This is a genomic window from Pyramidobacter sp. C12-8 (assembly GCF_002007215.1).
Taxonomy (GTDB): domain Bacteria; phylum Synergistota; class Synergistia; order Synergistales; family Dethiosulfovibrionaceae; genus Pyramidobacter.
The window spans coordinates 23,887-41,302 of sequence record NZ_MUHX01000012.1 but is presented as its reverse complement, the minus strand read 5'-3'; the positions used below and the strand labels follow the sequence as shown (position 1 = coordinate 41,302).

Here is a 17,416-nt window from a genome sequence, read left to right as displayed (position 1 = left end):
CCGCAAATTCCCCGCTTTCATCATGCTATCGTCCCGCCGCCAGCCGACGAACGATCCCTTCGTCGGCCGGACAGAAGTCGAAATCCAACAGACGCGCCGGCGCGACCCATCGCATCTCCCGATGCACGTTCAGCGTCGCCGTTCCGCTCTGAATCCGGGCCTTGAAAAAATTGAAATGGATCGTCCCATCCGGATAAGCATAGCTCAGATCGGCATAAAGCCCCTCCAGCTTGAGGCAGACGCCCAGCTCTTCGCGGCATTCGCGGATCAGACATTCTTCCATGGATTCTCCGGGCTCGCGCTTGCCGCCGGGAAACTCCCAGCGATCGGCGCAGTTCCCGCCGCCTTGCCGCTGGCAGATCAAAATTTTCCCTTTATCGCCGCAGATGATGGCAGCCGCCACGTCGATCATGGCATCATTCCTCACTTTCGCACGGTGGATTTTCTATCGTCATTTTCATTGTAACAGTCCTCCCGAATCGCGCAAGGCCGCCCGGCCGCTTTTGTGCGGTCGAGTTCGCCGCTCACGTCTTTCGCTGAAGAAGTGCTATAATGAGACAATGTTCAGCCGGAGCAGACTTTTGCCTCCTCCGGCCAATCTTTTGCATTTCCCGAAAGGAGTTCCATCATGTCCCTTTGTCCTTGTGGTTCACACCGTGAATTGGAAGAATGCTGCCGACCCATTATCAAAGGCAGTCGCCGCGCCAAAACTGCCGTAGAATTGATGAAGGCCCGCTACGTGGCCTACACGACCGGCGACGTCGATTTTATCATTTCCAGCCATGATCCGGAAACACGGGAGAACGTCAGCAAGGAAGCGACCGAAGAATGGTCCCGTTCGGCGCGCTGGCTCGGCATCGAGATCCTCAGCACGGTCGGCGGCGGTCCGGACGATGACGACGGCGTCGTCGAATTCGTGGCCCATTTCGAACTTGAGGGCAAAAAAATAAACCACCACGAGAAATCGTACTTCAAAAAGATCAACGGGAACTGGTTCTTCGTGGACGGTCAGATCGTCCCCGAAACGTACGTCCGTTCGGCCCCGAAAGTGGGACGGAACGACCCGTGCCCCTGCGGAAGCGGAAAGAAATACAAGTTCTGCTGCGGCAAAAACCGTTAGGTCTTTCCATGGCTTCTCAAATCGGCTTCGACAACGAAAAATACCTGAAGGAGCAAACCGCGGCCATCGCGGAACGGGTCAGGCAAAACGGGCAAAAACTCTACCTTGAATTCGGCGGCAAGCTTATTTTCGACTATCACGCGGCGCGCTGCCTTCCCGGCTTCGATCCCAACGTGAAGATGCGCCTGCTGGAGAGTTTTCGCGACGAGGCGGAAGTCATCATCTGCCTCTATTCGGGAGACGTCGAGCGCAAAAAGATCCGCGCCGACTTCGGCACCACGTACGATTCCGAAGTCCTCCGCCTGATCGACGAATTCACGCAGCGCGGCCTGCACGTGGCCGGCGTGGTGATCACCCGTTTCGAAGGCCAGCCGACCGTCCAGAACTTCCGCCGGCGTCTGGAGAACCGCGGCATCGCCGTTTACACGCACTATGCCACCAAAGGCTATCCCACCGACGTGGACACCATCGTCAGCGAAGACGGGTACGGACGCAACGACTACATCCCCACCACCAAACCGATTGTCGTCGTCACCGCGCCGGGCCCCGGCAGCGGCAAACTGGCGACGTGCCTTTCACAGATCTATCACGATTACAAACGGGGCATCCATTCGGGCTATTCGAAATACGAGAGCTTCCCCGTCTGGAACCTGCCGCTCAAGCATCCGCTGAATCTGGCCTACGAGGCGGCGACCGCCGACCTCGGCGACGTCAATCTGATCGACCATTTTCATCTCGAAGCCTACGACCGAAAGACCGTGAACTACAATCGCGATCTGGAAGCCTTCCCCATCCTCCAGCGGATCCTCTGCCGTATCACCGGCGGCGACGCGGGCTACAAATCCCCCACGGATATGGGCGTCAACCGGATCGCCTGGGGGATCGTCGACGACGGCGCCGTGCGCGAAGCCTCCTGTCAGGAGATCATTCGCCGCTATTTCCGTACTTCCTGCGAGGTCGCGCTCGGCCAGGCGGACAAAAATTGCCTGCAGCGCATCAGCCTGATCATGAAAGAGCTGGATCTTCTCCCCGAATACCGCCGCGTGGTGATCCCGGCGCGGGAGGCCGTCAAGGAAGGCCAGGCGCGCGGCAAAGGCGACGGCGGCATCTTCACCGGAGCGGCCATCGAACTGGCCGACGGCGCGATCGTCACGGGAAAGAATTCTCCGCTGCTCCATTCCTCTTCCAGCGCCGTGCTGAACGCAGCCAAGATCCTCGCTCACATTCCCGACGATATCGACTTGCTGCCGCACAACATCCTCCAGTCCCTTTCGTACTTCAAGAAAGAGATTTTCGGCGAAAACAAGCTGGCCCTCGATCTCGAGGAAACCTTGCTCGCCCTCAGCATCAGCGCCACTTCCAACCCCGCCGCCGCCGCCGCGGTGGAACAGCTGCGCCATCTGAGGAACCGGGAATGTCACCTTTCGCACATCCCGACGCCGGGCGACGAGAGCGGTTTCCGCAAACTGGGCATGAATCTCACGAGTGATCCGTCTTTCTCGAGCAAAAGTCTTTTCGACGAGTAAAAGCCGACGACGCGCCGTCGGCTTTTCTTTATGTTAAAATTGACTGACACTGAACAGGAGCTTTCGAGTATCGGGAGGTGATCCTTTTGGCTTTCATGGCAAGAAAACCCTTTGTTGCGGCCGGCGCACTTTTTCTCGTCTGTTCTTCATTCTCCGCGGCGTTCGCCGTCCCAGACGCCAGCGTCACGGCCACAACGGTTCCGCAGGCCCCGGCGCCGGCAGCGGAGGATCAGAACCATCGCCGCTCTTCCGCGGGGCCTGCGCAGCTTCCTCGCTTTAAGGGCGTCGGCAACGCCCACGGCAAAGTCGAGACGGGATTCGTGCGCGAAGAGAAGTCCCACGATCTTCTTGAGGACAAGGAGCAGCAGAGCGGGATCAAGTTTTCCCCGGGGATCCAAAAACTTGTCGATAACGCCGGCAAGACGATAAAGGACATCGACGAAGCGACTTTGAATGCCGTGCAGGCACCGCTCGGCCTTTTGGGAATCGAGGCCGAGAGCGCGAGAATTCGCCCTTCTCACGGCGGCGTCGGCCTGGGGATCTCGATAAAACTGGATAAAAAGAAAAAGCACGCGGAGAATGAAAACGAAGCCGCGCCGGCACGCCACGAGGGAAACGAACTCTACGAACTCCTCGCGCCTCAAAACGGCGGCACCCATTCTCCGTCCGGCTTTTAGAAAAGGAGACCATGCACATGTTCACTTCTACGATAGCGCCGTTGATCCTTTGTCTCTGTGCCCTGGCATTTTTCTGGCTGGGTTTTTCCTTTCGGCGCGCCGGCCGTCCGGGAAAAGCGGCGTTCGACTTCGTCTGCGGTTTCTCCCTGCTTATCGTGCTCTACTACATTATGACCGAATTTCGCTAAGCCAAGTGACAGAGGGATGCAGAGCAACATCTGCGTTCCTCTTTGATTTTTGCCGGGAGCCCCAACTTGTACTTTAGAGGGATCTGCTGTATCATTTCTTTTTTGAAAGACATCTTTCAGCGGCAGCAATCCGGCAAAGTAAGGAGCATTCTCATGTATTCAGTAGACAAAATCCGAAATTTGGCGATCGTGGCTCACATCGACCACGGCAAGACCACGCTGATCGACTCCATTTTCCGCGGCGCTCACACGTTCCGTGAAAACGCGCAGATCGCGGAGCGCGTCATGGACAGCGGCGAACTCGAGCGCGAGCGCGGCATCACGATCACGTCCAAACATTGCACCGTCGAATGGAACGGATACCTGATCAACATCATCGACACGCCCGGGCACGCCGATTTTTCCGGTGAGGTAGAGCGCGTCCTCTCGATGGTCGACAGCGTTCTCCTTCTGGTCGACGCCAACGAAGGGCCGATGCCTCAGACGCGTTACGTCCTTTCCCGCGCGCTGGCCATGGGGCTGAAACCGATCGTCATCATCAACAAGGTGGATCGTCCCGCAGCGACGCCTTACCAAGCGCTCGAGAAGACTTTCGATCTGTTTCTCGAACTCGGCGCTACGGACGAGCAGGCCGATTTTCCCGTGCTTTACGGTTCGGGACTGGCCGGGTGGCTGGTGCGCGATCTCGAAAAGGATGCCCATGAAGGGATGGATGCCTTGTTTCAGACCATCGTCGACAGGGTTCCGCCGCCTCCCGCCACCGCCGACAAACCATTTCTCATGCAGGTCAGCACGCTGGCCTGGAACGATTATGTCGGACAGATCGCCTGCGGCCGCGTCGTCGCGGGGACGCTGCACAAGAACGACCCGTTCGTCCACAGCCGCACCAAATGGATCGACGAAAACGACCGCAAAAAAGGCTGGGAGACGGTTTCCTCCAATCAGGAGAAAGCCGTGCACCTCTGGGTCACGCGCGGCCTTGAACGCGTGGAGGTCGACGAAGTTTTCGCCGGCGACATCGTCTGGCTTTCCGGTCCCAAGTCGATCAGCATCGGCGATACGATGGCCTCCGAAGCGCTGAACGGCGAGACGCTCCACCCGCTCGACATCGAGGAGCCGACGGTTTCCATGTTCTTCCTCGTCAACAACAGCCCCTTTGCCGGACGCGACGGCACGCCGCTGACGCTGCGCCAGCTCAAGGGACGGCTCGAGCGCGAGTGCCAGACGAACGTCGCCCTGAGAGTCGAAGATCTGGGGCGCCCCGACGGCCTGAAGGTTTCCGGACGCGGCGAGCTGCAGATGGCCATTCTGGTGGAACAGATGATCCGCGAAGGCTCGGAACTCTGCGTTTCCCGCCCCGAAGTCATCACCAAGACCGACGAGTCGGGGCATCTTCTCGAGCCGATCGAACAGCTGATCGTCGACGTCCCCGAAACGTACCAGGGCGTGGTCATCGAGAAACTGGCGGGGCGCAAGGCCGAAATGGTCAGCATGAACAATCTTTCCACGGGCATCGTCCGCATGGAATTCGACATTCCCACCCGCGGGCTGCTGGGGTACCGCAACACGTTCCTGACGGACACGCGCGGCCTCGGCATCATGTCTTCGCGTTTCCGCGGCTACGACCTGTGGCGCGGCGAAGTCGTCAGCCGCAACCGAGGCTCGATGGTCAGCATGGACACGGGGACCGCGACGAGCTATCAGCTGGAGAACCTTCAGGAGCGCGGCGTGCTCTTCATCAGTCCCGGCACGGAAGTCTACGCCGGCGAAGTGATCGGCGAACATTCCCGCCCCAACGACATTCCCTGCAACCCCACCAAGAGAAAAGCCCAGACGAACTACCGCTCGTCGACCAAGGAGATGGGGATCCACCTCGACGTTCCCCGCACAGTCGTTCTGGATCGTGCGCTGGAGTGGATCGCAGACGATGAGCTCGTGGAGGCTACGCCCAAGGAAGTGCGCATCCGCAAGACGATTCTCGATATGACCGAACGCAAGAAGGCTGGAAAGATCAAAAACGAAGCTTAGGAAGGAGCGATTATATGAACGCCACAGTCACGGTTTGGGGGGCTGGCACGTGGGGGACCGCGTTAGCGCAAAGCCTCGCCCGCAGCGGTCATGAGGTGTGCCTCTGGTGTTTCGTTGAAGAGCAGGCGCGCGCCATCAACGCAAACGGCTACAATCCTTCTTATCTCCAGGATTTCCAGCTTTCTCCGCTGATCCATGCCGCACACGCGCTGCAGGAAGCGGCAGAGTTCTCCGATTACTGGCTTTTCGTCACCCCCACGCAGTTCCTGCGCGCGACGCTGGAAAAGATCGTTCCTTTTTATACGCCGAAAGTCGAAATCGCCAATGCGGCCAAAGGCGTTGAGATACGTTCGTTAAAGCTTATAAGCCAGCTGATGGAAGAATTTTTCCCGGGAGCGGCCTACACGGCCCTTTCGGGACCAAGCCACGCGGAAGAAGTGATCCGCAACTTGCCGATGGCGCTCGTTTCCGCTTCGCTGAATCGGGAATCGGCGAGGCTCTGGCAAAAACTCCTCAACAGAGAGACGTTCCGCGTTTATACGAACCCGGACGTGACCGGCGTGGAAGTCGGCGGCGCCGTTAAAAACGTCGTCGCCATCGCCTCGGGGCTCCTTCACAGCTTGGAGATGGGCGACAACGCCACGGCGGCGATGGTCACGCGCGGCCTTTCGGAGATTACCCGTTTGGGAGTCGCGCTGGGCGGCCGTCCCCAGACTTTTTCCGGCCTCGCCGGCATAGGCGATTTGATGGTCACGGCTTACAGCCGTCATTCGCGCAACTTCCGTCTGGGCGAGATGATCGGCCGCGGAATGACGCTGAACGAGGCCGCGGCCGCGCTTGGACAGGTGGCCGAAGGCGCTTATACCGTGAAGGCCGTCAAGGAACTCGCGGAAAAGTTCTCCGTCGAAATGCCGATCTCTTCCGCAGTCCATGAAGTACTTTACGGGCATCTCGATCTTGAAGACGCCTTGCGGAATTTGCTGACTCGCGATCCCAAACCGGAATAGCCCATTTTTTAGCTTTACTCCATTTGACACAAAAGCTAACTCTTGCGCATATCAAAGACTTATTGTAAACTTTGGTCAATGACAAAAAAGCGAAGGAGGTGCAACAGAATGGCTGCGAAGGTTAATGTCGACGTCTGCGTCGGCTGCGGCGCGTGCGAAGGCGCTTGCCCCGTTGAGGCAATCACTCTTGAGGACGGCAAGTCCAAAGTCGATGAAGGCAAGTGCGTTGAGTGCGGTTCCTGCGTCAGCGCTTGCCCCGTTGAAGCAATCTCCCTGTAAGAAATATCGGGCCGTTCCCCAGCGGACGGCCTTATTTTTTTGCAAAAGAAGACCACCGGCATCGCCGGTGGTCTTCTTTTGCAATCAGAGGAGCCTCTCTCCCCTTTCGCTCCTGCAGGGTGGAAGGAGAGGCTCCGCAGAGACCATCTATTTTTTACCCTTCCGTCTGGCAAAAAGGGAGAGCGGCTTCTTCAAGAAAGCCAACTTTAAGGATCCCGTCGCCATATCTTCGGCAGGCAGGATCAGCGCGGAACTTTCCTCCGTTTCAAGGGACGCATTACCGTTTTCCGCCCCCGCAGGCACAAAAAGGTTCAGATTGACGTTGAATTTCCTTCCCAAGTCCCCCGCCAGCAAAAACAGCAGCCACGTTCCCGCGTAAAGAAGGACCAGCGAGGAATCCACGAGGATCGCCATGAGACAGAGAATGCCCAGCAGCACACGCAGCGCCAGAGGATTGACCTTTTTCCCCCTCAATTTCGCCAGGCCCAGCACCGCCAGGATTCCCAGCGCCAGACACTCGAACAAGCGTTTGATCATCGATCTCACCTCATTAAAATTTTTCTCAACCGGCACGTGAAAACGCCTTTGTTCCGACCGTAAAAATTATACCAGCATTCAACCCCAAAGGACAACTTTCCCGCACGAGCATCTCCAGACCACAGGCCGGCCCTCGCAAAATTTTGCGAGGGCCGGCCTGCCCTTTGCGTCAGCGCCGCAAAGCGTCGACGCGATCAAGTTTCTCCCAGCAGGGAAGAGGTTCGAGGTCGATACGCCCCATGTGCCCGTAGGCGGCCAGACGGCGATATTGCGGCGTGCGCAGCTCCAGATCGCGGATGATCGCCGCGGGACGGAAATCGAAGTTGGCGCGCACCAGCTCGGTCAGCTGTTCCTCGTTGAGTTTAGAAGTCCCGAAAGTCTCCACGTGCACCGAAACGGGACGAGCCACGCCGATGGCGTAAGCCACCTGGATCTGACAACGCCTGGCCAGGCCGGCCGCGACGACGTTCTTGGCGGCGTAGCGGGCCATATACGCGCCCGAACGGTCCACTTTCGTCGGATCCTTGCCGGAGAAAGCGCCGCCGCCGTGAGGCACCATGCCGCCGTACGTGTCAACGATGATCTTGCGTCCCGTCAGCCCCGTGTCGGCCATCGGCCCCCCGAGGACGAAACGCCCCGTGGGATTGACGAGGACGCGAGGATTCTTCATCAATTCTTTGGGCATAACCGGTTCGATAACGTCCCGGGTGATCAAGTCGCGCAGCTCTTCCAGCGAAACCATGGGACTGTGCTGCGACGACACCACAATCGTGTCAGCCGCGACGGCAACGCCGTCGCGGTATTCCAGCGTGACCTGGGTCTTGCCGTCGGGACGCAGGCAATTCAGCGTACCGTCCTTGCGCACGGCCGTGAGACGGCGGGCCAGGCGCTGGGCCAGCGCAAACGGCATGGGGAGGAATTCGGGCGTCTCGTCGGTCGCGTAACCGATCATCATGCCCTGGTCGCCGGCGCCGATACGATCGATCTGGTCGTCGTCCATCTCCGACTCGCGGATTTCCATAGCTCTGTCAACGCCCATGGCGATGTCGCCGGACTGCTCGTCGATCTGCGTGAACACGGCGCAGGTCTCGCCGTCAAAACCGAATTTGGCACGGTTATAGCCTACGTCGAGCACCGCTTTGCGGGCGATGCCGGGAATGTCTACGTAGGCCTTCGTGGTGATCTCGCCGGCGACGATGATCGCCCCTGTGGCAACCAGCGTTTCGCAGGCCACACGGCTCATCGGGTCCTGCGCGAGGATTGCGTCGAGCACGCCGTCGGAAATCTGATCGGCCAGCTTGTCAGGATGCCCTTCGGTGACCGATTCCGAAGAGATAAGGATTTTTTCCGCCATTGCAGTACCTCCATAAAGTGAAATCGCCGTTCTCACGGGAGATAAAAAAGAGCCTCTCCGCGAGGAGAGACTCAAAAACAGCCGAGTGTGCTCCTCTCATCATCCGACCCGCAGCATTCTCGCTCCGGTCTCTGGTTTTGGCACCACACTCCCCGTACGGGCAGGTTGCCGGGCATCGTCGGGCCAGTCCCTCAGCCGCTCTTGATAAGAGTTTTACCGGTTCATTATACACAGCTCCATAAAGTTGTCAACCGAATAAAAGCGTACAAAAAGGGAGCCCGCGCCTCCTCGCAAGCTCCCTCACCTTGTTCCCGACGCCGTAGGGCAGTACGCCCCCGGGGACGTCAAAAATTATTTGCAGACCATCTGCACAGCGCCGCGAAGAATCTCGATGCGGCTGCCGCCCGTTTCAATGACCAAAGTTTCCTCATCGGCCTCGAGCACCGTTCCCTTGACGCCGCCGATGGTCACGACGCGGTCGCCGGCCTTCACGCCCCGCTGCATCTCATCGTGCGCGCGCTTCCGTTTCTTTCCCGGGATCAGAATGAAGGCGTAATAGAAAAGGATCAGAACGCCGACATAGAGCAGCGTGTAGTACAGGCCCTTGCTTTCCATCGCGGGGCGGCCGTTTTATCTGCCGAGATAATCTTCGACGATGGAGACGAAGACCGCCGAACCTTTCCAGAACACGTCTTCGTCGACGTCGAAGTGGGGGTTGTGGTGCGGGCCGTCGGTGTGCTTTTCGTGGTTCGACGAGGACAGGAACATGAAAGCGCCGGGACGTTCCCTAAGGTAGAAGGCAAAATCCTCGCCGCCCATGTTCGGCGCTGGAATGGAAGTGACCACGCCGTCTCCGCCCAGCACCTTGACCGCCGCGCCGGCCGCCAACTTGGCCATTTCGTCGTCGTTCACCACCGGGGCCGCGCCCCAGATCATCTCGTACTTGCACTCGGCGCGGTACGACGTGGCGATGCCTGCGGCGATCTCGCCGATACGTTTGCCAAGATACTGACGCACCTCTTCTTCGAGCGCGCGCGTCGTCCCCTCGATCTCCACCTCGCCGGGAATGGCGTTGTAGGCGATGCCTCCATGGATCCGGCCGATGGTGACGACCGCCGCCTTGGTGGAAGGCACCTCGCGGGCGATGATCTCCTCCAGAGCCAGCACGATGTTGGACGCGACGACGATCGGATCGACGCCTTTCTCGGGCGTCGATCCGTGACAGCCCTTGCCCGTCACGTGCAGTACGAAATGGTCGTACGACGCCATGCAGCAACCGGGCGTCACGATCACCGTCCCCGCGGGGATATTCGGGTCGATGATGGTGCCGATATGCATGCCGAACACGGCGTCGACGTGGGGATTCTCCATCACGCCTTCCTTGAGCATGATCTGAGAGCCGGTGCAGGTCTCTTCGCCGGTCTGGAAGATCAGCTTGACCGTTCCCTTCAGGTCGGCTTTGTGCTCGTTCAGAACTTTGGCGGCGCCGAGAAGCATCGTGATGTGCGTGTCGTGGCCGCAGGCATGCATCCGTCCCTCGTGCCTGGAAGCGAAGGGCAGCCCCGTCGCCTCCGCGATAGGCAGACCGTCCATATCGGCGCGCAGGGCCACGACCTTGCCGGGCTTGCCGCCTTCGATCAGGGCGACGACGCCGGAATCGAGCGCGTTCTTCTTGTAAGGGATCCCCATCGCGTCGAGTTCCGCGCACAGCAGCGCCTGAGTTTCGGGAAGATCCTCGCCCAGCTCGGGGATCTGATGGAACCGGCGTCTCAGCGCCACAAGATCGTTTTGAAGTGATTGGCATTTCTCCCACATATTCAAGAGCTCCTTTCAGTCCATGACATCCATGTGATAAAAGAGAGGGCGAAAGACGGCATCGTCCCCGCCCTGACTCGATACAGAGGTTCGAATCTCACCTTTTTTGGATAGTTTCGATGAATCAGGCTTTCTTCTCCATCACGTAGAACGCGCGGGCGATGGCGATGCAGCCGAAGACCGCCGCGGGGATCGTAATGTAGGCCGGAGTTTTGACGAAGTAGATCAGCGCCAGAGGGATAGCGAGGCCGAAAACGGCGATCTTGGGATATTTGATCGCGAAGTTGCCGAAGGTACCGCCGAAGATCGCGCCGGCCGCGTACTTGACGAAAGCGTCGGAAACGACCTTGGGCAGCGCGGCGACGACGGACGCGCCGATGAACGCGGCCAGGAGGACGGCGATCAGATTGGTGACGATGGAGCCGCAGATGCCCAGCGTCGAGACCACTTCGGCCTGGAGCGTGCCGGGCTCGGTGTGCGTGGCGTCGAGCGCCTGAGCGGCGCAGGGCACGCGCATGTTGCCGATGTTGCCGGAAAGGAACACGAGATAAGACCCGGAAAGGCCGATCACGGAATAATAGGAAATCGGTTCGACGAAATAGAACGCGCCGAAGGATGCGGCCACAAGCCCCCAGGCCTTCAGCACCACGTCGAGGCTGGGCCAGCAGTTATAAGCGCTGCACAGCCACAAAACGGGCAAAAAACTCATGGCGGCGGCAAGAAGATTCGTCGGCGTACCGATACGGATACAACCTTTTTTCCACTGAGCGTTCAGATCCATAGAAAAAACCTCCTTCATCCATCCTGGTTACATCATGACGACGTCGTGGATCACGGCGCACGCCATGCCGAAGAGCATGGCGATGCCGAGCGCGTATTCGGTGAGCTTGGGATGCTTCGGCACGACGCACTTCACCAGGAAGACCATCGCCACGGCTCCGGTCAGCGCGGCGAGCATGTTGCCCGTGCCGCGGCGGATCTCGTTGCTGCACAGATAGCCGAAGACGCCCAGAGAGGCCGCGCCGCCGATCGCGGCCAGCCATTTCGTGTCGCCGCCGCCCATTTTTTCGCGGAGTTTTTCCAGATAAGGAGCGAAGAGCCCGCTGACGAGGAGCCAACCGCAGCCGTTCAGGGCCATCGCGAACCAGGTCACGGCCATGACCTGCAGCGTGAAATTCTCCTTGCCCAGCCCGCTGCCGGCCGCCTCGGCCGCCAGAGTGGCCGCCGTCAGCTCAGTCGGAGCCGCGCCGATGATGGACAGACGCAGCCAGGCCATAGGCGAACCGATCGTCGCCATCAGACCGACCATGACGATGAAGACGCCGATGGCGGGACCGATGGCCGAGATCAGTCCGACGCGGAACGCCGTCTTGGTGATTTCCGGACTGATCTGCGCCTCGCGGGCCGTCCGCTTGGCCAGACGGGTGAACAGCAGCGACTGGACCAGCGACACCACGACGGTGACGGCGCAGAGGCCCCAGACCATGGGCTGGTTGCCAATTCTCATAACTTCCTGCAAAGACTCCATGAAAACCGTACCTCCTCGAAAATGATCGCCATAAGATGGACCAGAACAACGTTCCGGCCTTTTCGATAAAGCCCCGCGTCAGCTCTTCTCCTTCAGCGCTCACCGCCGACGTTGTTTTCATCATAAATATTTCTTTCACAAACATCAATGTTCTTAAAAGACAAAAAATAAGGATATTTTTTCATAGCGTCGATCTGAGTTCTTTTTTTATATCAGTTTTTCGAATTACAACAAATTAATACCGATAAAAATAGCCACATGAGACTATTTTCATGCTCCTGTGGCTTATTTTGTATTCAAGAGACAAGAGCACCGACATTTTACCATCATGCGGCCATGAGGATCGGCCGTTTCCGTTACGCCTTTTTGTGCATGCGGTACAGCTTCAAAGCGATCATCACGTTGAGTCGATCGCCGCTTTTGGACGGATCGATGCCGAGGAGATCGCAGATCTTCCGCCAACGGTACTTGAGCGTGTTATAGTGAACGTCCATCGCCATGGCCGCGTCTTTCAAGTTCCAATTGCAGCTCACCGTCGTCTGAAGCGTATCCAGCAGCGTGGCGCCGGCAGGCCGTTCATCGCTCAGGAGCGGCCCCAGATAACGCTCCATGAAGCTGCAGCCCTCGGAAGTACCGGCTACGCCATACAGCAGTTTATAGACCCCCATTTCCGACCACGATGCGATGACGTTGCCGCCCGTGCTGCGACGCAGAAGCTCAAGTCCCTGCTGGGCCTGGCGGTAACTTTCGGGACAGTCGAAGACGTTGTTGCACGGATCGCCCACGCCGACTGTCACCGTAAAACCGGTTTCGGTCTGGATCACCTTCATCATATCGACCAGCGTGCGCCGCAGCAGGTCGTTAAAGAATCCTCCCCCGTTTTCGTCGCCCGAAGGAAAGATAAAGACGATCGAGTCGCTCATCTCCGCATAGGGATATTTTCCGCCGTTAAGACGCGCCAGGAACGACCGGGCGATCGCGTAGATACGCGACTTGCTGTTTTCGATGGCGTTCACGCCCTGGCCGCCGGAAATGGCGCGGGTCAGGCAGCTCTTGTAGTTGTCGATATCGACGATGACCACGCGCTGAGGACCTTCAAGGTTCCAGTTGAAACTCTTGGCTCGATTCCAAGCCTCCTGCTCCATGCGGATGTTACGGGTGATCAGGTCCTGCACGAATTCGTTGCGATAACGCGATTCCACCTGATGCCGAACCTCGCGGCGCTGAAAGTACAGGAGCAGCGCGCCCTTGGCCTGATTGATCGGGATCTCCGACCAGCGGTCTTTGAGCTTTTCGGCGTCGGCGTCGAAAATGAGGTGTCCCAAAAGCCGGCCGTTGAGCATCACGTCCTCGTGGGGATAATGATTCAGCACGTCCTTGAGCGGAAGCGTATCCAACGCCGCCGGCAGTTGCGGCGAATCGGAGAAAATGTACTTTCTGTCCGTCGCGAGATCCACGAAGGCCAGATCCACGTGCGTGAATTCGCAGAGCACCTGCATGATTTCCTCGATCTCCGCCGCCCGCACGCTGAGGCCGAAAAAGGTGTGGCGAACTTTTTCGGAGTATTTGAGCAGGCGCGCCTGGTCGTGAATGATCAGCGACTGCACCGGGTGAATGATGGCGGCAAAGGGGACGGAAATGGGAATGTCGATGATGGGAAATTTATGCTGGTCGGCCAGGTCGAGCACCGACTGGGGAACCTGTTTGATGTAGCGTTCGGTCTTGATGCCGATGCAGGTGGCCTGACGTTCGATCAGTTCGCGGACGAGCGCGAGCAGCTGTTCTTCCGTCTGAAAAGCGTAAGCCAGCGTGAGCACGCACTCACCGCCGCGGATCCATTTCCACGAGTCGGGGGCTTCGATAAAGGTCGTGGTGGAAATTTCCCGGTCGAGCCCACCAAATCCCGCCAGCACATGAAACCCCTTGAAAGACTCCAGGGCCAACGTTTCCCGCACAGTTGTCGTCATCGCTCAAGATCTCCTTATGCATTTCGAACTTGCGAACTTCATGCAAAGTATAGTACTATTATAGAGTTGAATTTTAAAGGTATCGTTTTCGCTCGTCATAAAGGGACGTCTGTTTTTGTTTTGCCGCCTTTGCGGCGGAAAAGCAGCGCGTCCTCTGCCGATAAGGACGAGTGTTTCAATTCTACATGAAAATTCTCTGAAGGCAAATTTGAGGAGGCTTCCCAGAAATTATGACTCTGCTCAAAAGTAAAATCCCGGCGTTTTTCGCGTTCGCCGCCGTTTGCCTTTGTCCCCCGGCGTGGGCGCTTTCGCAGAAGGAGTTCATGGATCTTTGTCTGAACGGCGACGCGCTCCAGGTCGCATCGGCCCTGAAAGACGAAGGGATCTCCGTCGGCAAAGCCGACGCCAAAGGCAACACGCCGCTGATGATGGCCGCCCAGGCCAAAGGCAAGGCCGCCGATCCCGACAAAATCAGGCTGCTCGTCAACGCCGGAAGCAACGTCAACGCCGCCAACAAAGAGAGGATGCGCGCGCTGGCCGCCGCCGCCCAGGACAGCGACAATCCCGAGATTATCGTCGCCTTGGCCGCGGCCGGAGCCGAGCTGGAAGAACGCGGCTCCCGCGGCTGGACGCCGCTCAGTCTCGCGGCGATGCGCAATCCCAATCCCGAGATCGCCGCGGCGCTGATCGACCTCGGCGCCGATCTCGCCGCCGCGGATAACTCCGGCGCCACCCCGTTCATGCTGGCCGCGCGGGCCGGCAACGCCTACGAAGTTCTGATCACGCTGCTTGACGAAGGCGCCGATCCCACCGTGACCGGCGCCAACAAAAAGACGGCCTGGAGTTACATAGAAAGCGGCAAAAAATACACTCCCGAACAATTGGCCACGCTCAAAGAGCGCACGCAGCAAAAGAATGCTCCCGCCCCCATGACGCCGGAACGCTTCGCCAAACTCTGCCGCCGCGGTCTGGCACGGCGCGTCGGTCTTTACCTCGAGGCCCGCACCGACCCGAACGCTCCCGTCGACGGCCTGACGCCGCTGATGTGGGCCGCGCAGTACAACGCACACCCCGACGTCGTCGGCGTTCTCATGAAGTGGGGGGCCCGCGAGAACGCCCGCGACGACCGCGGGCGCACCGCGCTGATCCTGGCCGCCTCGACGAACGGCAATCCGAAAGTCCTTTCCGAGCTTCTCGTCCACGGAGCCCGCGTCGATTACCGCGACGTCGACGGCAAGACCGCCTTCGATTACGCCCAGGCCAATCCGGCGTTCGCCGCCGAGGATCTGCTGCTCCTTTCCTCCATCGCCGCAAGCGTAAACGAAGCGGAAGAGCGCGGCATCCAGATCGGCGCCGAGCGTCAGAAAAGCGTCGGCGGCCCCGCGGACAATCCGCGGATCGTGCCGCTCTATAAAAAAATAGCCGACGAGCAGAACGAGATCCTTCGCCTCACGACAGCCGCCGTCGAGTTGCGGAAAAAAGCCGACCTCGCCGCCCAGACGGCCGAAAACGCCCAAAAACGGCTCCAGACCGGCCACGAACTGTCGGAGCAGCAGAAAAGCCTGATCCAGCAGCTCACCGACAACCTCGCGGAACTCAAGGCCAGCCAGCGGCAAGAGCTGGAACTGAGCCGCGGAGACATCGACACGCTGACGGCGTTGTGGCAGAGCGAAATGCAGAAGAACCTCAAACTGATCGAAGAAAACAGGCTGGACTTCCAAAAGCGGAAAGGCGAAATCGACGCGCTCGCCGCTCGCCTGCAGGCCGCCGAAGCGCGATCGAACCGGTTGGCCGAAGAGAAAGCGGCCGCCGAAGCCGATTTCGGCAAAGAACGCGCCGAGGCGGAGAACAATTTGGCGGCGGTCAAGTCCCATCTCGAAGAAGCATACAGAAACGAAGTGGAGCGACTGAACGCCCAAATCCGCGTCGGCGAGGAAAAAAGCCGCCAGGCCGTTCAATATCAAAGCGTGGCCCTGTCCCAGCACCGACAGGAAGTTATCGACCTGAAATCTCGCCAGGCTCGCCTGCTTGAAGAAAACGCCCTGAAATACGAACAGCAACTGGCCGAGCTTAAAAATCGGCACGCCAAAGAACTGCAAGAAGTTACGCTGCAAAACGAACAGAAGCTTGACGCGAAAATCCGGGAAACCGTCGCCACCATGGAAGAACGACAACGGAACGCGCTCCTCCAGGAACAGAGCCGTGGCGCTGGGCGAGCGGCAAAAGCGCCTTGAAGAAGCCCACGAGGCCCAAATCTCGGCGTTGAGCCGCCAGAAAGACGAAGAACTCCACGAGAAAATGGAAGCTGCCCTGCAGGAGAACTCCGCCTTGAAAAAGCAGTTCGACGAGACGCTGGTCGTGCTGAACGCCAGCCTGCGGAAGGAACGCGAGATCTCCGCCGCTCTGGAAGCCGAGCTGAACTCGCAGAAAGACAAAGCCGCCCAAGATCTGGCCGAAGTTCAGGCCCGTCTGGACAGCCGTGAGAAACAGTTGCACGCCGAACTGAACGAGAAGCTGACAGCGCAGGACACTCAGCTCAAAGCCGCGTTCGAGATCGAAAAAGCCCGTCTGGAGACCGCTCATCGTCAGGAAATGTTCGATGCCGTTTCCAAGTTGGAAGCCCAGTATAACGATGAGCTGAATCGTCTTAGAAAGAGCCGCGGCGACGAATTGAACGAAAAAGTCTCCGCCCTGCAGCGCGCTTTCGACGTCGCGCAGGCCCAAAGCCGCGAGCTGTTGGACGCAACTCTGGCCGCCGCCGAGGCTCAAAAGCGCGCGGAAGCGGAAAAAGAAGCCGCGGCGACCAAAGCCGGCATCGAACAGGGTCGGCAGGAAGCCAGCCGCCTTCTCGAGACGGCCTACGCCCAGTCGCTGCGTCAGGCGGAACTCCGGTACGACAAAATGCTCAAGGAACAGCAAACGCAGCAGCAGATCGAGTTCGCCACCTCCAGTGACGCCCTCAACGCCAAACACCGCCAAGAAATGGAACAGGCCGCCGCCCGGGCCGAGCGTGACGTAAAGAGCGTCCTGGCCCGCGCGGAACAGCAAAAGATGCAAGACGTGGCCGCGCTGCGCGCCGACTTTGCGCGGCGGCTGGCGGAGCGCGAGCGTGAGCTGGCGGCGCAGCGCGCTGCGGAGATCGAACAGGCACGGAACGCCGCCGCACGCGACGGCGAAAAACTGATCGCCGCGCTCAAGCAGGAATACGAAAAGCGCCTCGCGACCCTGCTGGCTCAGAAAGACGCCTTTCACGCCGCCGAGCTGAAAAAATTGGAAGCGATCCAGAAAGGCGCGCTCAGGGCCGCGGCAGAATCTCACCGCGAGCCCGAGCAGTCCGTGCTGGCCCAATCTGACCAGCCGCCGACCAAGACGAATTAGATTTCTCAAGCG

17 protein-coding genes and 1 riboswitch are annotated in these 17,416 nt (G+C 59.0%); of the genes, 8 read left to right on the top strand and 9 right to left on the bottom strand.

The genetic code is table 11. From position 1 onward, the window contains the following. Positions 1-25: 25 nt before the first annotated feature. Positions 26-427 carry a (deoxy)nucleoside triphosphate pyrophosphohydrolase gene (locus B0D78_RS06285; RefSeq protein ID WP_240496128.1) on the bottom strand — a complete coding sequence of 134 codons (402 nt, stop codon included), beginning with the start codon at positions 425-427 and terminating at the stop codon, positions 26-28. A 201-nt stretch (positions 428-628) separates the two neighbouring features. Here B0D78_RS06285 and B0D78_RS06280 point away from each other — a divergent pair, with 201 nt between their 5' ends. The 3 genes from B0D78_RS06280 to B0D78_RS06270 all read left to right on the top strand — a co-directional run bounded on the left by B0D78_RS06280 (position 629) and on the right by B0D78_RS06270 (position 3,323). Further along, positions 629-1,120: a YchJ family protein gene (locus B0D78_RS06280; protein WP_078016130.1), complete on the top strand. Its 492-nt coding sequence runs from the start codon at positions 629-631 to the stop codon at positions 1,118-1,120. An 8-nt stretch (positions 1,121-1,128) separates the two neighbouring features. Then, positions 1,129-2,646 (top strand): DUF1846 domain-containing protein, encoded by a 1,518-nt coding sequence (locus B0D78_RS06275; RefSeq protein ID WP_078016129.1) that lies wholly within the window; start codon positions 1,129-1,131, stop codon positions 2,644-2,646. A gap of 95 nt (positions 2,647-2,741) precedes the next feature. Beyond that, complete coding sequence (locus tag B0D78_RS06270; RefSeq protein WP_205948270.1) at positions 2,742-3,323, top strand: hypothetical protein; 582 nt, start codon at positions 2,742-2,744, stop codon at positions 3,321-3,323. Here the strand turns inward: B0D78_RS06270 and B0D78_RS13220 are convergent. Continuing rightward, complete coding sequence (locus B0D78_RS13220) at positions 3,320-3,640, bottom strand: hypothetical protein (RefSeq protein ID WP_205948269.1); 321 nt, start codon at positions 3,638-3,640, stop codon at positions 3,320-3,322. The genes B0D78_RS06270 and B0D78_RS13220 overlap by 4 nt on opposite strands. A gap of 24 nt (positions 3,641-3,664) precedes the next feature. Here B0D78_RS13220 and typA point away from each other — a divergent pair, with 24 nt between their 5' ends. From typA to B0D78_RS06255, 3 genes are all read left to right on the top strand, one after another. Beyond that, a complete protein-coding gene (gene typA, locus B0D78_RS06265) occupies positions 3,665-5,539 on the top strand; it encodes a translational GTPase TypA (RefSeq protein WP_078016127.1) in 1,875 nt (624 codons plus the stop codon). 14 nt (positions 5,540-5,553) lie between these two features. Then, complete coding sequence (locus B0D78_RS06260) at positions 5,554-6,546, top strand: NAD(P)H-dependent glycerol-3-phosphate dehydrogenase (protein WP_078016126.1); 993 nt, start codon at positions 5,554-5,556, stop codon at positions 6,544-6,546. Between the two features lie 108 nt (positions 6,547-6,654). Further along, positions 6,655-6,825, top strand: coding sequence for a 4Fe-4S binding protein (locus B0D78_RS06255; RefSeq protein WP_078016125.1), 171 nt, complete (start codon positions 6,655-6,657; stop codon positions 6,823-6,825). Between the two features lie 147 nt (positions 6,826-6,972). Here B0D78_RS06255 and B0D78_RS06250 read toward each other — a convergent pair whose 3' ends face one another. From B0D78_RS06250 to B0D78_RS06220, 7 genes are all read right to left on the bottom strand, one after another. After that, the gene (locus B0D78_RS06250; RefSeq protein ID WP_078016124.1) at positions 6,973-7,362 is read right to left on the bottom strand and encodes a hypothetical protein; all 390 of its coding nucleotides are present in this window, start codon (positions 7,360-7,362) and stop codon (positions 6,973-6,975) included. 169 nt (positions 7,363-7,531) lie between these two features. Next, a complete protein-coding gene (gene metK, locus B0D78_RS06245; protein WP_078016123.1) occupies positions 7,532-8,716 on the bottom strand; it encodes a methionine adenosyltransferase in 1,185 nt (394 codons plus the stop codon). Between the two features lie 93 nt (positions 8,717-8,809). After that, a riboswitch (SAM riboswitch) is annotated at positions 8,810-8,927 on the bottom strand. A 140-nt stretch (positions 8,928-9,067) separates the two neighbouring features. Then, a complete protein-coding gene (yajC, locus tag B0D78_RS06240; protein WP_078016122.1) occupies positions 9,068-9,331 on the bottom strand; it encodes a preprotein translocase subunit YajC in 264 nt (87 codons plus the stop codon). Between the two features lie 15 nt (positions 9,332-9,346). Then, entirely contained in the window at positions 9,347-10,531 is a 1,185-nt protein-coding gene (locus B0D78_RS06235; RefSeq protein ID WP_078016121.1) for a M20 metallopeptidase family protein, read from the bottom strand. A gap of 124 nt (positions 10,532-10,655) precedes the next feature. Further along, positions 10,656-11,312 carry a hypothetical protein gene (locus B0D78_RS06230; RefSeq protein ID WP_078016120.1) on the bottom strand — a complete coding sequence of 219 codons (657 nt, stop codon included), beginning with the start codon at positions 11,310-11,312 and terminating at the stop codon, positions 10,656-10,658. A 27-nt stretch (positions 11,313-11,339) separates the two neighbouring features. After that, positions 11,340-12,059 (bottom strand): DUF5058 family protein, encoded by a 720-nt coding sequence (locus tag B0D78_RS06225; protein ID WP_078016119.1) that lies wholly within the window; start codon positions 12,057-12,059, stop codon positions 11,340-11,342. 356 nt (positions 12,060-12,415) lie between these two features. Further along, on the bottom strand, positions 12,416-14,026 hold the full coding sequence (locus B0D78_RS06220; RefSeq protein WP_078016118.1) for a PucR family transcriptional regulator: 1,611 nt from the start codon (positions 14,024-14,026) through the stop codon (positions 12,416-12,418). A 230-nt stretch (positions 14,027-14,256) separates the two neighbouring features. On the opposite strand from B0D78_RS06220, the gene B0D78_RS06215 reads away from it, so the two are divergent. Together B0D78_RS06215 and B0D78_RS06210 are read left to right on the top strand one after the other, a co-directional pair. Then, the gene (locus B0D78_RS06215) at positions 14,257-16,260 is read left to right on the top strand and encodes an ankyrin repeat domain-containing protein (RefSeq protein ID WP_078016117.1); all 2,004 of its coding nucleotides are present in this window, start codon (positions 14,257-14,259) and stop codon (positions 16,258-16,260) included. Next, positions 16,229-17,404 (top strand): hypothetical protein, encoded by a 1,176-nt coding sequence (locus B0D78_RS06210; RefSeq protein ID WP_078016116.1) that lies wholly within the window; start codon positions 16,229-16,231, stop codon positions 17,402-17,404. The genes B0D78_RS06215 and B0D78_RS06210 overlap by 32 nt, the downstream gene beginning before the upstream one ends. The last annotated feature ends 12 nt before the right edge of the window (positions 17,405-17,416 follow it).

Bases quoted from the DNA above. Each gene is read 5' to 3' on its own strand.
- B0D78_RS06280 (WP_078016130.1), top strand. From the start codon at position 629: ATGTCCCTTTGTCCTTGTGGTTCACACCGTGAATTGGAAGAATGCTGC.
- B0D78_RS06275 (WP_078016129.1), top strand. From the start codon at position 1,129: ATGGCTTCTCAAATCGGCTTCGACAACGAAAAATACCTGAAGGAGCAA.
- B0D78_RS06270 (WP_205948270.1), top strand. From the start codon at position 2,742: ATGGCAAGAAAACCCTTTGTTGCGGCCGGCGCACTTTTTCTCGTCTGT.
- typA (WP_078016127.1), top strand. From the start codon at position 3,665: ATGTATTCAGTAGACAAAATCCGAAATTTGGCGATCGTGGCTCACATC.
- B0D78_RS06260 (WP_078016126.1), top strand. From the start codon at position 5,554: ATGAACGCCACAGTCACGGTTTGGGGGGCTGGCACGTGGGGGACCGCG.
- B0D78_RS06255 (WP_078016125.1), top strand. From the start codon at position 6,655: ATGGCTGCGAAGGTTAATGTCGACGTCTGCGTCGGCTGCGGCGCGTGC.
- B0D78_RS06250 (WP_078016124.1), bottom strand. From the start codon at position 7,362: ATGATCAAACGCTTGTTCGAGTGTCTGGCGCTGGGAATCCTGGCGGTG.
- metK (WP_078016123.1), bottom strand. From the start codon at position 8,716: ATGGCGGAAAAAATCCTTATCTCTTCGGAATCGGTCACCGAAGGGCAT.
- yajC (WP_078016122.1), bottom strand. From the start codon at position 9,331: ATGGAAAGCAAGGGCCTGTACTACACGCTGCTCTATGTCGGCGTTCTG.
- B0D78_RS06235 (WP_078016121.1), bottom strand. From the start codon at position 10,531: ATGTGGGAGAAATGCCAATCACTTCAAAACGATCTTGTGGCGCTGAGA.
- B0D78_RS06230 (WP_078016120.1), bottom strand. From the start codon at position 11,312: ATGGATCTGAACGCTCAGTGGAAAAAAGGTTGTATCCGTATCGGTACG.
- B0D78_RS06225 (WP_078016119.1), bottom strand. From the start codon at position 12,059: ATGGAGTCTTTGCAGGAAGTTATGAGAATTGGCAACCAGCCCATGGTC.
- B0D78_RS06220 (WP_078016118.1), bottom strand. From the start codon at position 14,026: ATGACGACAACTGTGCGGGAAACGTTGGCCCTGGAGTCTTTCAAGGGG.
- B0D78_RS06215 (WP_078016117.1), top strand. From the start codon at position 14,257: ATGACTCTGCTCAAAAGTAAAATCCCGGCGTTTTTCGCGTTCGCCGCC.